16 protein-coding genes are annotated in these 15,550 nt (G+C 62.9%); 7 read left to right on the forward strand and 9 right to left on the reverse strand.

Going from position 1 to position 15,550, the window contains the following annotated elements; translation table 11 throughout:
- Nucleotides 1–137 precede the first annotated feature (137 nt).
- The 3 genes from NKH04_RS20675 to NKH04_RS20685 all read right to left on the reverse strand — a co-directional run bounded on the left by NKH04_RS20675 (nt 138) and on the right by NKH04_RS20685 (nt 1,974).
- Entirely contained in the window at nt 138–1,094 is a 957-nt protein-coding gene (locus NKH04_RS20675; RefSeq protein WP_352501610.1) for an alpha/beta fold hydrolase, read from the reverse strand.
- A 24-nt stretch (nt 1,095–1,118) separates the two neighbouring features.
- Nucleotides 1,119–1,604: an SRPBCC family protein gene (locus NKH04_RS20680; RefSeq protein WP_352501609.1), complete on the reverse strand. Its 486-nt coding sequence runs from the start codon at nt 1,602–1,604 to the stop codon at nt 1,119–1,121.
- 121 nt (nt 1,605–1,725) lie between these two features.
- Nucleotides 1,726–1,974: a ParB N-terminal domain-containing protein gene (locus NKH04_RS20685; protein WP_023674751.1), complete on the reverse strand. Its 249-nt coding sequence runs from the start codon at nt 1,972–1,974 to the stop codon at nt 1,726–1,728.
- 155 nt (nt 1,975–2,129) lie between these two features.
- Between NKH04_RS20685 and NKH04_RS20690 the strand changes: the two genes are divergently transcribed.
- The 5 genes from NKH04_RS20690 to NKH04_RS20710 are packed head-to-tail and all read left to right on the forward strand — an operon-like array spanning nt 2,130 to nt 7,629.
- Nucleotides 2,130–3,770, forward strand: coding sequence for a N,N-dimethylformamidase beta subunit family domain-containing protein (locus tag NKH04_RS20690; protein ID WP_353044844.1), 1,641 nt, complete (start codon nt 2,130–2,132; stop codon nt 3,768–3,770).
- A 1-nt stretch (nt 3,771) separates the two neighbouring features.
- Nucleotides 3,772–5,139 (forward strand): aminotransferase family protein, encoded by a 1,368-nt coding sequence (locus NKH04_RS20695; RefSeq protein ID WP_353044845.1) that lies wholly within the window; start codon nt 3,772–3,774, stop codon nt 5,137–5,139.
- 10 nt (nt 5,140–5,149) lie between these two features.
- Nucleotides 5,150–6,079, forward strand: coding sequence for a 3,5-dioxohexanoate:acetyl-CoA acetone transferase (kce, locus tag NKH04_RS20700; RefSeq protein WP_353044846.1), 930 nt, complete (start codon nt 5,150–5,152; stop codon nt 6,077–6,079).
- A 9-nt stretch (nt 6,080–6,088) separates the two neighbouring features.
- Nucleotides 6,089–6,601, forward strand: a complete 513-nt coding sequence (locus NKH04_RS20705; RefSeq protein ID WP_352501604.1) for a GNAT family N-acetyltransferase — start codon at nt 6,089–6,091, stop codon at nt 6,599–6,601.
- Nucleotides 6,598–7,629, forward strand: coding sequence for a histone deacetylase family protein (locus NKH04_RS20710; protein ID WP_352819678.1), 1,032 nt, complete (start codon nt 6,598–6,600; stop codon nt 7,627–7,629). Before NKH04_RS20705 ends, NKH04_RS20710 begins: the two co-directional genes overlap by 4 nt.
- An 18-nt stretch (nt 7,630–7,647) precedes the next feature.
- Here the strand turns inward: NKH04_RS20710 and NKH04_RS20715 are convergent, their stop codons facing one another.
- Together NKH04_RS20715 and NKH04_RS20720 are read right to left on the reverse strand one after the other, a co-directional pair.
- Complete coding sequence (locus NKH04_RS20715) at nt 7,648–8,913, reverse strand: cysteine desulfurase-like protein (protein WP_353044847.1); 1,266 nt, start codon at nt 8,911–8,913, stop codon at nt 7,648–7,650.
- Nucleotides 8,914–8,960: 47 nt separating this feature from the next.
- A complete protein-coding gene (locus NKH04_RS20720; RefSeq protein ID WP_353044848.1) occupies nt 8,961–10,028 on the reverse strand; it encodes an aldo/keto reductase in 1,068 nt (355 codons plus the stop codon).
- Between the two features lie 384 nt (nt 10,029–10,412).
- Here NKH04_RS20720 and NKH04_RS20725 point away from each other — a divergent pair, with 384 nt between their 5' ends.
- Entirely contained in the window at nt 10,413–10,577 is a 165-nt protein-coding gene (locus NKH04_RS20725; protein ID WP_023674744.1) for a hypothetical protein, read from the forward strand.
- A gap of 45 nt (nt 10,578–10,622) precedes the next feature.
- Here NKH04_RS20725 and NKH04_RS20730 read toward each other — a convergent pair whose 3' ends face one another.
- Nucleotides 10,623–11,129 (reverse strand): DUF1993 domain-containing protein, encoded by a 507-nt coding sequence (locus NKH04_RS20730; protein ID WP_352681897.1) that lies wholly within the window; start codon nt 11,127–11,129, stop codon nt 10,623–10,625.
- A gap of 121 nt (nt 11,130–11,250) precedes the next feature.
- Between NKH04_RS20730 and NKH04_RS20735 the strand changes: the two genes are divergently transcribed.
- Nucleotides 11,251–12,288: a DUF1176 domain-containing protein gene (locus tag NKH04_RS20735; protein ID WP_353044849.1), complete on the forward strand. Its 1,038-nt coding sequence runs from the start codon at nt 11,251–11,253 to the stop codon at nt 12,286–12,288.
- Here the strand turns inward: NKH04_RS20735 and NKH04_RS20740 are convergent.
- From NKH04_RS20740 to NKH04_RS20750, 3 genes are all read right to left on the reverse strand, one after another.
- Nucleotides 12,285–13,142 carry an alpha/beta hydrolase family protein gene (locus NKH04_RS20740; RefSeq protein WP_353044870.1) on the reverse strand — a complete coding sequence of 286 codons (858 nt, stop codon included), beginning with the start codon at nt 13,140–13,142 and terminating at the stop codon, nt 12,285–12,287. The two genes, NKH04_RS20735 and NKH04_RS20740, sit on opposite strands and share 4 nt — an antisense overlap.
- 92 nt (nt 13,143–13,234) lie before the next feature.
- Nucleotides 13,235–14,845: an NTP transferase domain-containing protein gene (locus NKH04_RS20745; protein ID WP_353044850.1), complete on the reverse strand. Its 1,611-nt coding sequence runs from the start codon at nt 14,843–14,845 to the stop codon at nt 13,235–13,237.
- On the reverse strand, nt 14,842–15,546 hold the full coding sequence (locus NKH04_RS20750; RefSeq protein ID WP_352614091.1) for an XdhC family protein: 705 nt from the start codon (nt 15,544–15,546) through the stop codon (nt 14,842–14,844). Before NKH04_RS20750 ends, NKH04_RS20745 begins: the two co-directional genes overlap by 4 nt.
- Between the last annotated feature and the right edge of the window lie 4 nt (nt 15,547–15,550).

A 15,550-nucleotide genomic window follows, 5' to 3' on the forward strand; every position in this document is an offset into this window, starting at 1 on the left:
AATTGAAAAGCTTTGATGGCGCCATCCAAAGCTGTGATCCGGCCGATGGGCGATCGGCTAGATGCGCCGCGCCAAGGCCTCATCAACGAAATGCCGGCCATCGCGCAGGAGACGGCCGGCAGACAATTAACCGGGCGTCAGTTCGTTTCGTTGACGACCTCATCCCAGGTCTTGACCTTGGTCTCGCCATTGAGGAACGGCAGCGTGGCAGCTGTCAGTTCCGGCGCGAAGAACACGTCGTAGTGGGTGCGGTTCGGCAGGATCGCCAGGCGGTTCTGCGACAGGTTCTCGCGCATCCAGCCGGCGTCCTTCAATCCGCCGCCGAGCATCTGGTAGAATTTGATCTCGTGCTCGGGCCGGTACATATCGCTGTCGCCGAACACCAGCATGACCGGCATTTTCAGCTTCGGCACGTCGGCGGAATAATCGTAGTCCTTGCGCATATAGGCGCCGAGCTGGTCGAGCAGTTTCGGAAAATCCTCCGGATGCGGCGCGACCGCGACGTAGGATTTGTACATCGGCGTGTCCTTCATCATGTCGGCCATCGCCGCACCGACTTGTGCCTGCTGACCACGCATTTCGGCATAGAAGCCGTCCGCGGCGTAGCCGGTCGAGACCAGCACCAGGCGGCGCACCGTTTCGGGATGCTGCACGGCCATGCGGAAGGCGACGCCGCCACCCAGCGAATAACCCATGACGTCGATCTTGGCGTAGCCGAGTGCCTTGACGATCGCCGCCATGTCGTCGCCCATCGCCTCCAGGCTGAGCGGCCGGTCGCCGAGCGCGGTGCGGCCATGGCCCTGCAGGTCGACCCCGATCACGGTGCGGTTCTCGGTAAGCTTCGGCAGGATCGGCGCGAACATGTCGATCGTGCCGAGACCGCCATGCAGCAGAAGCAGCGGCTCGCCCTTGCCATAGACGGCGTAATAATAGTTCAGGCCGTTGATCGGCAGCAGGCCGGATTTTTCCGGTGTCGGCAGTGTTGCGGTTGCGGTCGTCATGGCGGGCTTGGCCTCGTCTGCGTTGATGGTGCCCGGCGCGGCAAATAGCGCGGCGGCCGAGGCGAATATGGCGAAAAATACCGATCTGGACACGTCAGTCTCCCTCTCCCGTTTGCATCAAAGTCGCTTTGCGACCTCCTCAAGCTGTTCGGCGCACTGGCCCCAGCCCTCGTGAAAACCCATTTTCTCGTGCTGTTCACGGTCGGCGACCGACCAATGCGCGACGCGGGCAATGTAGCGGGTCTTACCCTCGCCCTCGTCCTCAAAGGTCAGCACGACCGTCATGAACGGCTTTTCGGACGGCTCCCACGCCTTCGTATAGGCATCGGTGAAGACGAGCTTTTTGCCCGGTACGACTTCGAGGAAGATGCCTGGATTCGGGAACTCCTTGCCGTCGGGATCGGCCAGGACGACAAGGGTGGAGCCCCCGGTCCGCACATCCATTTCGGCGCGCGGGGTCATCCACGGCTTCGGCGAGAACCATTGCGTCAACAGCTTTGGCTCGGTCCAGCAGCGATAGACGTTCTCGTGCGGCGCATCGATGATGCGCGCGAGAACCAGCTCGCGGTCGGAGTTGGGGGCGATGTCGAGCTTGGTGGTCATGGTGTTTCCTCACACGTCGGTTTTGGCTTCCGTGTCTAGGACGAACCGACACGACGCAAGCCGACACGGCCCGCGAAAAAATCCGCGGGACAGGAGATTCGCACGACGGAAATAAGTGGCTTCAGTGGCGCTTGGCTTGCACCAGATAGGCGTCGATCTCGGTCTCGCCGAGCCACTTGGCCGCTTCCAGCCGATGCAACCCTTCGACCAGGATATGGCGCTTGCCGTCATGGCGCACTTGGATCGGCATCTTCATGCCGTTTTCCAGAATGTCCTCGGCCAGATGGCGGACGGTCTCGGGATGCAGCGTCTTTTTGCGCGCCGTCGGTACGTAGATATCGTTGACCCTAACCTTTTGCACTCTCAGCATGTCGGCTCCCGTGGCGGACAAGGCCGCGTTTTGTGAGATAGTCTGTTTGTCCGGCAACGCCAAGGGAGCGCCCGGCAATGGCTGGCCCGATCGTTTCCAATTGACGCTTGGCCGGCGGATGGCCGAAATGGCGGCCTTCGACCTTAGCGGTGTCCATGAACCACCTGCCGACCGAGTTTCCCGATTTCGGACTGACGCCGGAGCAGCGAGGCCAGGCGGTGCGCAGCCATTACTGGGAATGGCCGGGGATGGATGGCGGGCGCGGCGAAATCTGGTGCTACAGCGACCGTTTTTCCTACCGTCCTGGCGACATGGTGGCACTGCATGTCAGTTCGACGGCCGCCAGTTTCGGCATCGCGATCGTCCGCGACGGCGGCGCGGAAACGACAATGTTCGAAGGGACCGGAATCGCGGCGCGCTGGCAAGATACGCCGGACCAATGTTCGGTCGAAGGCTGCGGCTGGCAAGCGTCGTTCGAGTTTCGCATCGGCGACGACTGGCCGTCCGGCGCCTATCGCGTGACGCTGACGGCAGATGGCCGGGACGGCAAGCCGATCCGCTGCCACCATCTTTTTATCGTCGCGCCGCAGCCCGGCAAAAAGCCTGGCCGTGTGCTGCAGGTGGCGGCCACCGGCACCTGGCTCGCCTACAATACATGGGGCGGTTCCAACCATTACGAAGGCATCACCGGGCCAGACCGGGACCAATATGCACGAATGGTGTCGACCCAACGGCCGTGGTGCCGCGGCTTCGTCGTGCTGCCCAGGGACGCGCCGCGCGTGCCGCTCGAAGTCGCCGTGCCGCCGAAAACCGTGCCGCGCTATCCGCATATGGAATGGGCCTTTGCTACCGGCCATTCGAAGAAATACGCCTCGTCCGGCTGGGCAAGCTACGACAGCCATTTCTTCCGCTTCGCCGAGCGTGCCGGCTACGCCGTCGATCTCGCCAGCCAGCACGATCTGCATTTTTCGCCTGACATTCTCGACGGCTATGACTGCGTCGTCCTGGTCGGCCACGACGAATATTGGACCTGGGAAATGCGCGATGCGGTCGACACCTATGTCGAGCGCGGCGGTCATGCGGCGCGCTTTGCCGGCAATTTCATGTGGCAGACCAGGCTGGAGGACGAAGGCCGCCGGCAGGTCTGCTACAAATACCGCGCCCGTGCCGAGGACCCGGCCTATCGCGGCGGCGATATAAGGCGCGCCACCAATTCCTGGGAAGCGCCGGAAATCGGCCGGCCGGGTGCCGCGACCTTCGGTCTCAACGCGACAAGAGGCGTCTATGCCGGCTGGGGCGGCTGCGCGCCGCGCGGCGTACGCGGCTTTCCGGTCTACCGGCCGGAGCATTGGGCGTTTGCCGGCACCGGCATCTACTATGGCGATCTGCTCGGCGCCGACAGCCATGTCTATGGCTACGAGGTCGACGGGCTCGATTTCGAGATCCGCGGCGGCCTGCCCTACCCCAAGCCCGACAGCGGTGCACCGGACGGGCTGCAAGTGCTGGCCGTCGGCATGGCGAGCCAGGTCGAGGAAAGCGCCGACATTGCGTTCGAGGACCAGTTTCTCGGCGACGAGGACGGACGCTTCACCGCCGAGACGCTGTTCGGCGAGGCAAGCGATGCCAACCTCGACAAGGTCAAACGCGGCAACGGCATGATCGTCAATTTCCCGCGCGGCAAAGGCGAGGTGTTTCACGCCGGAAGCTGCGAATGGGTTGCCGGCCTGCTAAGGCAGGATGCGATTGTCGAGCGCGTCACCAGAAATGTCCTCGACCGCTATCTTGGAAAGCCATGACATGTTGAAGTCTCCTGCCCCGGAAACTCGCGAAGCCTCGCATCTGTTTTATCTATCCAGCGTGCGCCGGCCGCTGATCGACCGCGCCGAAGGCATCTACATGTGGACGCAGGATGGCCGCCGCTTCATCGACGGATCGAGCGGTCCGATGGTTGCCAATATCGGCCACTCCAATCGCAACGTGCTCGACGCGATGAAACGGCAGATGGACCGCGCCACCTTCGCTTACCGTCTGCATTTCGAGAACGAACCGGCAGAGGAGCTCGCGCGGCAGCTGGCGGCCAAACTCCCCGAGGGCATGGACCGCATCTTCTTTGTCTCCGGCGGCTCGGAAGCGACCGAATCCTGCATCAAGCTGGCGCGGCAATGGGCGGTCGCCACCGGCCAGCCCAGCCGTTGGAAGGTGATCTCGCGCTTTCCCTCCTATCATGGCGGCACGCTCGGCGCGCTCGCCGTTACCGGCGACGATGCGCTGTCCGAAACATTTGTGCCGATGATGCAGATGATGCCGACCGTGCCGGCGCCCATCGCCTGGCGCGACCGCGACAATCTTTCGATGGAACAGCGCGGCATCCGCTACGCCGACATGCTGGAGGAAAAGATCCTCGCCGAGGGACCGCAGAGCGTGCTCGCCTTCATCATGGAGCCAGTCGGCGGCGCTGCCACGGCAGCACTGGTGGCGCCCGACAGCTACTATCCGCGCATCCGCGAGATCTGCGATCGCTACGGCATCCTGCTCATCCATGACGAAGTGATGAGCGGTGCCGGCCGCACCGGAAAATTCCTCGGCGGCGACCACTGGAACTGCAAGCCCGACATCGTCGCGCTGTCGAAGGGGCTGGGCTCGGGCTATGCGCCGCTCGGTGCGCTGGCGGCACCGATGCGGCTGGTGCAGCCTTTGCTCGCATCGGGCGGCTTTCAGCACGGCCATACCTACGCCGGCAACCCGCTCGCCTGCGCCGCCGGGCTCGCCGTGCTCGGCGAGATGGACCGTCTCGACCTGATCGCCAACGCGGCTGTCATGGGCGAGCTATTGATGGACGAGCTGAAGGGATTGGCGAAGCGGTTTCCGTTCATCGCCGACATCCGCGGCAAGGGCCTGCTCACCGGTGCCGAAATGGTCGCCGATCCAGACACGCTGAGGCCGATAGAGCCGGCGAAAAAGGCCACCCAGCGCCTGCTCGACCTCGCCTATGAGCGCGGCCTGATCATCTACGGACGCAAGGTCAAGGGCGGCGTCGACGGCGACAATTTCATGGTCGCGCCGCCGATGATCGTCACCGCCGCGCAGATCGGCGAGATCATATCCATCATCGGCGGCTCGCTCGAGGTGCTGGCCGGCGAGCTCGACCTGCCGGTCGAAGGCTGAGGAACGAACTATGGCACCGGGCAAAGTCATCATAACCTGCGCCGTCACCGGGTCGGTGCACACCCCGTCGATGTCGCCGCATCTGCCCGTGACGCCAGACCAGATCGCCGCAGACGCGATCGCCGCCGCCGAGGCCGGCGCTTCGATCCTGCATCTTCATGCCCGCGACCCTAGGGATGGGCGGCCGACCGCCGACCCCGAGGTGTTCATGCAGTTCCTGCCGCGCATCAAGCAGGCGACCGATGCGGTGGTCAACATCACCACCGGCGGATCGTCGCTGATGACGCTCGACCAGCGGCTGGCCGCGCCGCTCAGGGCCGAGCCGGAAATGTGTTCGCTCAATATGGGTTCGATGAATTTTGCGCTATTCCCGATGCTCGTGCGGCCGCGAGAATGGCAGCACGAATGGGAGCCGAAGCTGCTCGAGGCTACTCATGACACGATCTTCAAGAACACCTTTGCCGACATGGAGACGGTGCTCGAGAAGCTCGGGCGTGGTTGCGGCACGCGCTTCGAATTCGAGTGCTACGATGTCGGCCATCTCTATTCGCTGGCGCATTTTCGCGATCGTGGACTGGTGTCCGGACCTTTATTCATCCAGTTTGTTTTGGGCATTCTTGGCGGCATCGGCGCAGATCCAGAAAACCTGATCCATATGAAGCGCATCGCCGACAAACTGTTCGGCGACAGCTACCGGTTTTCGGTGCTGGCCGCCGGACGCCACCAGATGCCGATGATCTCGATTGCGGCGGCGATGGGCGGCAATGTCCGCGTCGGGCTGGAGGACAGCCTCTACGACGGGCGCCAGCTCGCCAAGTCCAATGCCGACCAGGTGCGCCGCATCCGCGGCGTGCTCGACGGATTGTCGCTGGACGTCGCGACGCCGGCCGAGGCGCGGCAGATGCTGGCGCTCAAAGGCGGCGACCGCGTGGCGTTCTGAGATGCGACCGTGACCAACCCACCGTCAAGAGACATTGTCATCCGGCCCGGGACCGTCGAGGACGTCGAAACCATCCACGCCGCGCTCCTGCGGCTCGGCGCGCATGTCGGCGCACATCAGGAGATCACCTCGACAGCTCAGGATCTCCGCACCTATGGCTTTGGCGAAAAGCCTGCCTTCTCGACCTTGATCGCCGAAATCGGTGGCGAATTTGCCGGGCTTTGCCTGTATTTCCCGATCTTCTCGACATGGATGGGACGGCCCGGCGTCTATGTGCAGGACCTCTATGTCGAGGACCGTTTTCGTGGCCGCAGGATCGGCGAACGCCTGCTGCGCCGAGTCGCGGCGCAATGCCGGAAGAACGGCGGCGCCTATCTCAGGCTGTCCGTCGATACCGACAACGAGACCGCCAAGGCTTTTTACGAACGATTGGGCATTGCCTGGTCCAGCTACGAGCAGGTGCAGAAGATCGTCGGCGACGCCTTTTTCGCTTTTGCCGATGCACCGGAGGAGCCAACATGAAAGCCTTCTATGCCGAAGAACAGAAGCGCCACGACCCGAAGGCGTTCCTCTCGAGCGGCGCGCCGCAGCCCAATCCGGAAAAGCCGGAACGGGTCGAGCGATTGTTGGCCGGCGCAAAGGCTGCCGGCTGCACGATCGAACGGCCGCGGGATCACGGGCTCGGCCCGATTGCGGCGGTGCATACGCCGGAATATCTCTATTTTCTCCAGCATATCTTCGCGCGCTGGCAGCGCATCGAGGGCGCGTCGGCCGAGGTCATCCCCAATATCCATCCGATCGCGCGGAACGGCTCCTATCCGGCCTCGGCGGTCGGCCAGGCCGGCTACCACATGGCCGACACCGCCTGCCCGATCTCCGGCGAGACGTGGCAGAGCGCGCTTTGGAGCGCCTGGAGCGCGGTTGAAACGGCCGCGGCGGTGATGTCGGGAGCGCCGGCCGCCTATGCGCTGTGCCGGCCGCCCGGCCATCACGCCTTTGCCGATGTCGCCGGCGGCTTCTGCTTCGTCAACAATTCGGCCGTCGCTGCACAGGTTCTGCGCAAGCAGGCGGCGCGGGTGGCGATCCTCGATGTCGACCTGCACCACGGCAACGGCACGCAAGGCATCTTCTATGCCCGGCCGGACGTGCTCACCGTGTCGCTGCATGCCGACCCGGTGCGCTTCTACCCGTTTTTCTGGGGCTATGGCGACGAGCGCGGCGAAGGCGCCGGCCTCGGCTACAATCTCAACCTGCCGCTAGCGCGCAAATCCGGCGACGCCGCGTTCCTCGAAGCGCTGGCGATGGCGTTCCAGCGCATCAAGGCCTTCTCGCCCGATGCGCTTGTGGTGGCGCTGGGGCTAGACGCCTTCGAAGGTGATCCGTTCGGCGGGCTGTCGGTGAGCACGCCTGGTTTTTCGCGCATTGGCGAGGTGATCGCCGGGCTCGGCCTGCCAACGGTCATCGTCCAGGAAGGCGGCTATCTCTGCGACGAGCTCGGCGACAATCTCACCGCCTTCCTCACCGGTTTTGGCGGCACCCACAAGCGATGATCCGCCCGCGAGGGCCGCTCAGGATCGTTCCTGCCGCAGCATGGCGACAACGCGGTGCACGCTCTCCAGCGTCTCGTCGATCTCGGCTGCAGTGTTGTAATGAGCGATGCCGATGCGCACCACGCCCTGCTCGGCCGGAATGCCGAGCTGGTGGACGATCTCCCAGGCGTAGTTGTGGCCGGACCACAGGAAGATGTTTTCCGCATTCATCTGCCGCACGATCGTCTCCGGCACGATGCCCTCGACGGTGAACGACACCGTCGGCACGCGCTCATTGATCCGCTTCGGATCGGTGATGCCGTGGATGGTCAGGCCGGCAATATCCGACAAGCCATCGATCAGTTGTCGCGTCAGCGGGTTCTCGTAAGCGATTGAAACTTCGAAGGCCTTGGCGATTTTCAGCCGACGCGATCCTTGCGCGCCGGCTGCCGCGCCCAACTCGGCAAAATAATCGACAGCTGCCGACAGGCCGGCCATCAATTCAATCTGCGGCGTGCCGAGCTCGAAGCGCTCCGGCAAGGCATTGGACGAGCAACGGCATTTATACGGCTTAAGCGCATCGATAACGTCCAGCCTGCCCCACAAAATCCCCATATGCGGGCCGAAGAACTTGTAAGCCGAGCAGATCAGGAAATCGCAGCCGAGGTTTTGGACGTCGATCAGGCCATGCGGCGCGAACTGGACGGCATCGACGTAGACCAACGCACCAGCCCGCCTGGCGATGCCGGTCAACGCCTTCACCCGGTTGATCGACCCGGTGAGATTGCTGGCGTAGTTGAGCGCGACGAGCCGCGTCCTCTCGGAAAGCAGCGCGGCGAGCGCCGCCTCTTCGATCTGCCAGCTCTGCTGGTCGAAGGGCAGCCAGCGCACGACAAGGCCAAGGTCTTCTGCCAGTTGCAGCCAAGGCGAGACGTTGCCCTCATGGTCCATGCGGGTGAGGATGATCTCGTCCCCGGGCTTCATCGTGCGGCCGAGCGTTCGCGACATGTGGTAGGTCAATGTCGTCATGTTGGCACCGATGATGATTTCCTGCGGGCTCGCAGCGCCGAGAAAATCCGCCATCGCCAGATGGGCCTCGTCCACGATGTCTTGTGCGGCAACGGTGGTCTCGAAGAAGCCGCCGAGGTTAGCATTGGTGGTCAGCAAGCAACGCGATACTGCGTCCGCCACCGCCTGCGGGACCTGCGTGCCGGCAGGATTGTCGAGATAGATGCGCCGGCGGCTCTTGTCGGTCAGCGACAAAGCCGGAAATTTCGCGCGCACCGCGTCGATCCGGAAGTCCATGGCTGTTCCCCCTCCTTATGACGATCGGACAACCGCGTCCCGACGCATCAAGGGCACGGATTGCCGACGCGCTGGTGGATCGCATCAACGGCTTTCTGCATGTCCTCGGTCCAGACCACGTCGGCGGAAGAGAGCGCCATTTCGAGTTGCGAAATGGTGGTGGCGCCGATGATGTTCGAGGTGACCAAGGGCCGGTTCGAGACATAGGCATTGGCAAACAGCGCCGGCTCCATGCCGAATGTGCGCGCCAATCGGTTGTATTCGAGCTGCACCTCGGCAGCATTCGGAGTCTCGTAGCGCTGGCCGCGGTTGAACAACTGCGAGCGCGAGCCCTGCGGCCGCGCGCCATGATCGTATTTGCCGGTTAAATAGCCTTGCGCCAGCGGCGAATAGGCAAGCAGCGACACCTGCTCGCGCTCGCAGACTTCGGATAGGTTCACCTCGAAGGTGCGGTTGACGAAATTATAGGCGTTCTGCACGGAGGCGACGCGCGGGCCGAGGCCCTTGTCGGCTTCGCCAATGAAACGCATGACGCCCCAGGAATTCTCGTTCGACAGGCCGAAATGGCGGATCTTGCCGGCCTTCACCAGTTCATCGAACACGGCAAGCGTCTCGGCGATCGGCGTCTCGCCCTCCGGCACGCCGGCGGCATCGGAGCGTCGCGGCACGGCGCCGATCCGGTTCGGATTGGCGCCCCACGGCACGTCGCGTTCCGGCCAATGGATCTGATAGAGGTCGATGTAATCGGTGTTGAGCCTGGCGAGTGACTTATCGATAGCGTCGAAGATATCGGCGCGCACCAGCTTAGACGGGCGGTCGCCCCGAAACCAAGTGTTGGCGGTGCGACCAACTACCTTCGAGGCGATGATCACCTGGTCGCGATTGCGCTTCTCCTTCATCCAATTGCCGATGAATGTCTCGGTACGGCCTTGTGTCTCCGCCTTGGGCGGGATCGGATAGAGTTCGGCGGTGTCGATGAAATTGACGCCGCGAGCAAACGCCAGATCCATCTGGGCGTGACCGTCCGCCTCGGTGTTCTGCTGGCCCCAGGTCATCGATCCGAGGCAGATTTGCGACACGAAAAGATCGGTCTGGCCGAGACGGCGTTTGTGCATGGAGTTTCTCCGGCGGGAATTTTGCGCGGCTGCGCGAGGAGGAAGCAATAGCATACAGGAAAGCGTCGCCCGCTTCCAAGCCCACGGATGGAAGGTCAGACGACTTTCCCGGGACGCCGGCGGACAGGGTTTATCCCTGCGGCTAATAAAAAGCCGGACTGCATTTTCATGCAGTCCGGAAGTTCGCCAGGAATGGCGAGGAAAAAACCGGCCAAGTGCCGGCATAGACGCCTACGGTCAAAGCGCCGCAGAAGTTTCGCCGGACCAGCCGAATTATGTCAAAAAAGATCAGGGCAGCATGGCTGCCATGCGAATGCTGCACTGCACAATCGTCATGATCTGCTTATATTGACCGCCTTGGAGGTTCAATAAGGGGCTTGAATCATGGGATTCTTCACTGAAATGTTCGCTCGTCCGCGTCCGCGGGAACAGCTGCGCTATCGAGCGGCGCTGGCGCTGCTCCATTCGATGAGCAATGCCGATCGCGCCGATATCGGCGTCAAGCCGGCCGATTTCCCGCGCATCGCCCGGGAAATGTCCCTGCGCTAAACAACCGTGAGATATCCGCCGTGGCGGATATCTCCCGAGCGGATCTCAACGCGATCCGAGGAAGATCGACTTGCCCAATGGCACGCCGTTGTGGCGCAGGATGTTGTAGGCGGTGGTCAGGTGGAAATAGAAATTGGGCATGGCGGCATGCAGCAGATACTGCATCCCCGGCATCGAAACCTCGCGTCCCGCAAGCCGCAGTTCGACTATCCTGTCATCTGAACCATCGAATTCGGCCGCCGAAAATGTCGCGAGATAGTCGAGCGTCTTGGTAAGGCGGGCCTGCAGATCAGCGAAGTTCGCCTCATTGTCCTCGTATTTTGGCACCTCGCGTCCCGCAAGCCGTGACGGGGCGCCTTTGGCGTGATCGGTGGCAATCTGTACCTGCCTGGTCAGGGCAAACATGTCCGGCGCCAACCTCGCCGTCAGATACACCTGCGGATCGATCTTGCGATCAGCCGCATTTTGCTCGGCAATGTTCAGCACATTGGCTAGTGCCTTCAGCCTCGCCGAAAATACCGGCACGGATGCTTCATACATTGATATGGTCACAAGAAATCTCCACGCGGCCCGACTGCCGAGGGCGAGAGGTAGCGCCTTCGCAGGCGATTGTTCAAGCGTCACCACGTCGCCGCAATCGATATGATAGGATTTCATCGAGTGGAGGTTCCCGATGAGACGCGCCCTTTTTGCAGCGACCGCTTTTGTGTCTCTTGCCATTGCCGGCCAATCGGCGCTCGCCGCAGACGCGCCTTATATCGATGACAGGTCGAATGCCGAAGCGGTCATCCGGTCACTTTATAGTGCCGTCAGCCGGCACGAATTCGCGCGCGCCTGGGATTATTTCGGCGACACCAAGCCGGCCAAGGATTTCAATTCCTTCGTCAAAGGCTATGACAGCACGGACACGGTCGAAGTCAAAACCGGTGGCGTATCCGAAGACGGGGCTGCCGGCAGCATCTACTATAGCGTTCCGGTCGCCATCCGGGCGACGGCCAAGGACGGCAGCGAAAATGTCTTTGCCGGCTGCTATACGCTGCGCCAGATCAACGCCTCGATCCAGGAACCGCCATTTCGCTCGATCTTCATCGATAAGGGTGCGCTGAAACCCTCAAAGGCCGATTTCGAGGATGCGGTGCCGGCAAGCTGCGGCGAAGGACCGCCGCCGCCGAAGAAGGACGCAGCGCTTGAGCAAGCCAAAAAGGCGTTTGCCGCGACTTATGGCGACCAGTGTGACAAGGATCTTTTGGCGCAGGAGCCGGACATTTTCTCGATCCACTATAAGGGCAAGGATGCGTCTGCCAGTGATCCCGAAAGCGAAACGCGGCTTTTCCATTTCGCCTGCTCGGCCGCGGCCTACAACGAAAACTCGATCTATTACATGAGCGACGACGTGCTTGGCGTGAGACAATTGCAGTTCGCCGAACCTGAGATGGACATCCGCTACGAGAACAATGACAGCGACGGCAAATTGCTGGGCATGACCATAGTTGGCTTCCAGACCTCCGGCTGGGCAACTAATTCCGATTACGACGAAGAGACCAAGACGATCACCAGCTTCAACAAATGGCGTGGCATCGGCGATGCCTCTTCATCAGGGACCTATCTGTTTCGCAACGGCGATTTTTCCCTGGTCCAGTACGATGTCGACGCGTCTTATGACGGCGAGGAAAATCCGCAGACGGTCGTCGACTACAATACCGCGCCTTAGGGAGCCTTCGATAACATCCAGTTGAGCGTGCCGCGCCAGTCAGTCATGCGGATCGGCGTGCCGTGCGTGCCAGTCTCGAAGCGGACGAAGCGGGTCGGATAAGTTTTCGATTTGGCCAGGATGGAGCGGAAGAAGGCTTCCTGTTTCTCGATTGGAAACACCGGGTCCTTGCTGCCCTGGCCGAAGAAGACCGGCACACGGCGCTTGAAGGCGGGGCTTGAGAAGAAACTCTCGTCCCATAGCGAGCCGAGCAGCAGCAGCCCGTCGATGCGCCCGCCGGTGTCCTTGCGGGCGGCCAGCTTCCAGCACAACGCGCCGCCCATCGAGCCGCAGGCGACGAAGATTTTTGCGCGCGCCGATTGTTCGGCATAGTGGTTGATCAGCGCGGCGATCTGGGTGGCACCGGTGTCGCCGAAATCGGAAAAATCCGGCGACAGGTAGAGGCCGCCATTGCCGGCCATCAGGTTCTTGATACGGTTGAAATTGCCGCCGAAGGTGAAGTCGTCGGTGCCCTGCTTACGGCTGCCGCCCTGCCCGTGCAGATAAAGCACGATGATGCTGGCGCCCCCGGTCTTGCCGACGGCAATGTGGCGGACATCGCCTGCGTCGGTCTTCAGCAACAGATCCTGCTGCACCTTGCGCACGCCGGGTTCGGTGTATTGCGCGTGCACACGACGCTCAGGCACTTCGTCGCGGGCGTTGATGTCGCGCAGCTCACGATAATCGATGACCGTATAGGCGCCGTTGCTCTCGGACGAAAGTGTGGCCGGATAGGCGAACAGATCGTCCTTGAAGGGTTTGAGTTCGAGAGCGTTGGCGTAGGCGGCACAAGAGAGCGACAAAAGAATCGCCATCAGCAGGGCCGGGAGGCCGGAGGAAGGCAAGCGGAACCGGAAGCAGGAACGAAAGGCCATCCCTCAGCCATGCGTTTTTCGGCTTCGGTTTGTCAATCCTGCAGCACGCCGCCGGCGCCTTCCAGCGCCTCGCGCGTGTCGACGTCGACGGCTGCCCCTTCGCCGATCTCGACATCGATGACATCTAGCCCTTCGGCCTCGACCAGATGGCGGGCGCCGGTATCGCCTTCGAGGTGAGCGATCGCGGCAAACAGCGAACGCGGCAGCAGCACCGGATTGCCGCGCCGCCCGTCGTGCGAGGCCCGCACCACCGATCGGCCTTCGGACCTGCGGAACGCCTCAATCAGCCTGTCGAGGTCGGCCGAGGCGACGCCGGGCATATCGCCGAGGACAATCATGGCGCCGGCGGCGTCGCCGGAAATCTTGGCGATGCCGGCCTTCAGCGACGAAGACAGACCCTCGCCGAAATCCGGATTGTCGGCGAAGGTCACATCGAGGCCAGACAGTGCATCGCGCACGCGCTCGCGCTGGTGGCCAGTGACGACGATAGTGGCCCCGGCTTTCGAACCGACCGCGCGTTCGGCAGTGCGACGGACCAGCGGCTTGCCATCGAAGAGCGCCAAGAGCTTGTTCGGCCCGCCCATGCGGCTGGAGCGGCCGGCGGCCAGAAGCACGATCTCGACCTTTGGTTCGGCTTTGGCCGGCAATGGCTCGCGCGGCTGCGGCCGCGTCGGAATTTCCATCAACAGCCCGCCGACACCCATGCCGGCAATATCCTTGGCGGTCACGTCGAGACCGGCGATCAGCCGGTCAAGCACCCAGTCGAAGCCGTTCTCCTTGGGACTGCGGGCGCAGCCCGGCGCACCGATGATGCGCTTGCCGCCTAGAGTGCCTAGCACCAGCAGATTGCCGGGATCGACCGGCATGCCGGCGCGGATGACAGTGCCGCCTGCCTTTTCGATGGCAGCGGGAACGACGTCGCCGAAATCGGCCATCGCCGAGGCGCCGAAGATAACCACCATATCGTTGTCGCGGATCAGCGAGGCCGCAGCCTCGGCGACGGGGATAATTTCATGCAGGGTTCGACGCTCCGCCGTCAGCCTGCCGCCCGAACGCGCGAGGCGCGCTTCGGTGACGCGCAGCGTCTTGTCGAGCACGCTGGGTTTGATGCCGGGCAGCACCGTCTGAATGACGCCGACGCGCACCGGCTGATAGGCGTTGACCGCAAATATCTCGCCGCCGGCGCAGATCCTTGCCACGGCATCGACCAAAGCGGAGGCGACCGCGAATGGGATGATCTTCACCGTTGCTACCATCTGACCTTTTTCGACCGGCGCATGCTGCGCGAGCGTGGCGATGGTGATCGTCGGATCGACGGCGTTGATGGCGTTGATCATCGCCGCGTCGACGGTGAACATGCCGGCAGCCTGCGCGTGGAGGTTGACCCTACCTGTCGCGGCGGGCTTCGCCTCGATGTTGCGATGGATCATGGATGCGGCGATCTTTTCGGCGGCGACGTCCTCGCTGAGATCATCGGGCGCCAACACCGCCGCTACGACCTCGGAAATGCCAGCGGCCTTCAACAGGGACAAATCCCCGGCGCTTAGCCTGTGCGCCTTGCGGAAGCGGCGCTCTCCGACCGTGGTGGCGTGCGCAAGCACTGCCCCTTCGGCCGTATCGATCGCAACGGGACCAAATTTCACGCGACCGCGCCTTTGGATTCGAGGCCGCGGGAGCGAAAGGCGTGGATCGCTTGCGCCAACACCGCGACGGCGATCTCGGCCGGGCTGGCAGCCCCAATGTCGAGGCCGATCGGGGCATGAATGCGGGCGATCTGGTCGGCGGTCGCTCCCGAAGCCAGCAGGCGTTCCACACGTTTGGCGTGGGTCTTGCGGCTGCCGAGCGCGCCGACATAAAAGCAGCCGGCGTCGAGCGCCGCCTTCAGCGCGAAATCGTCGATCTTCGGATCGTGGGTGAGAGCAGCCAGCGCCGTATAGCTATCGAGCGGCTGAGGCGTCAGCACATCCTCTGGCCATTCGGCATGCAGCGCGATATCGGGAAAACGATCGGGCGTGGCAAAGGCCGTGCGCGGATCGATGATCTCGACAGGATAGCCGGCGATCCTGGCCATCGGTGCCAGCGCCTGGCTGATGTGGACGGCGCCGATCACCACCAGGCGCGGCTGCGGCAGATGTGCGTTGAGGAAGAAGGTCCGTCCCTCAGCTTCGACCAAACCGGAATTGCCCGTGCGAAATGCCTTGGCGATGGCCGCCCCGAGTTCGCCGGCTACCCGGTCGCCCTCGCGCACGACACGGTCGCGGCCGTCGCCGAGATCGGTGACCAGGATTGCCGCGCGGCGGGCGCGGCGTTCGGCGTTGAGTGTCTTCAGCGCATAGGGATCCATTCGA

The organism is Mesorhizobium sp. M1365 (assembly GCF_040317865.1).
Lineage (GTDB): Bacteria > Pseudomonadota > Alphaproteobacteria > Rhizobiales > Rhizobiaceae > Mesorhizobium.

Coding starts and splice junctions, on each gene's coding strand:
- NKH04_RS20680 (WP_352501609.1), bottom strand. CDS start 1,604: ATGACCACCAAGCTCGACATCGCCCCCAACTCCGACCGCGAGCTGGTT.
- NKH04_RS20735 (WP_353044849.1), top strand. CDS start 11,251: ATGAGACGCGCCCTTTTTGCAGCGACCGCTTTTGTGTCTCTTGCCATT.
- kce (WP_353044846.1), top strand. CDS start 5,150: ATGGCACCGGGCAAAGTCATCATAACCTGCGCCGTCACCGGGTCGGTG.
- NKH04_RS20740 (WP_353044870.1), bottom strand. CDS start 13,142: ATGGCGATTCTTTTGTCGCTCTCTTGTGCCGCCTACGCCAACGCTCTC.
- NKH04_RS20710 (WP_352819678.1), top strand. CDS start 6,598: ATGAAAGCCTTCTATGCCGAAGAACAGAAGCGCCACGACCCGAAGGCG.
- NKH04_RS20750 (WP_352614091.1), bottom strand. CDS start 15,546: ATGGATCCCTATGCGCTGAAGACACTCAACGCCGAACGCCGCGCCCGC.
- NKH04_RS20695 (WP_353044845.1), top strand. CDS start 3,772: ATGTTGAAGTCTCCTGCCCCGGAAACTCGCGAAGCCTCGCATCTGTTT.
- NKH04_RS20685 (WP_023674751.1), bottom strand. CDS start 1,974: ATGCTGAGAGTGCAAAAGGTTAGGGTCAACGATATCTACGTACCGACG.
- NKH04_RS20715 (WP_353044847.1), bottom strand. CDS start 8,913: ATGGACTTCCGGATCGACGCGGTGCGCGCGAAATTTCCGGCTTTGTCG.
- NKH04_RS20720 (WP_353044848.1), bottom strand. CDS start 10,028: ATGCACAAACGCCGTCTCGGCCAGACCGATCTTTTCGTGTCGCAAATC.
- NKH04_RS20725 (WP_023674744.1), top strand. CDS start 10,413: ATGGGATTCTTCACTGAAATGTTCGCTCGTCCGCGTCCGCGGGAACAG.
- NKH04_RS20690 (WP_353044844.1), top strand. CDS start 2,130: ATGAACCACCTGCCGACCGAGTTTCCCGATTTCGGACTGACGCCGGAG.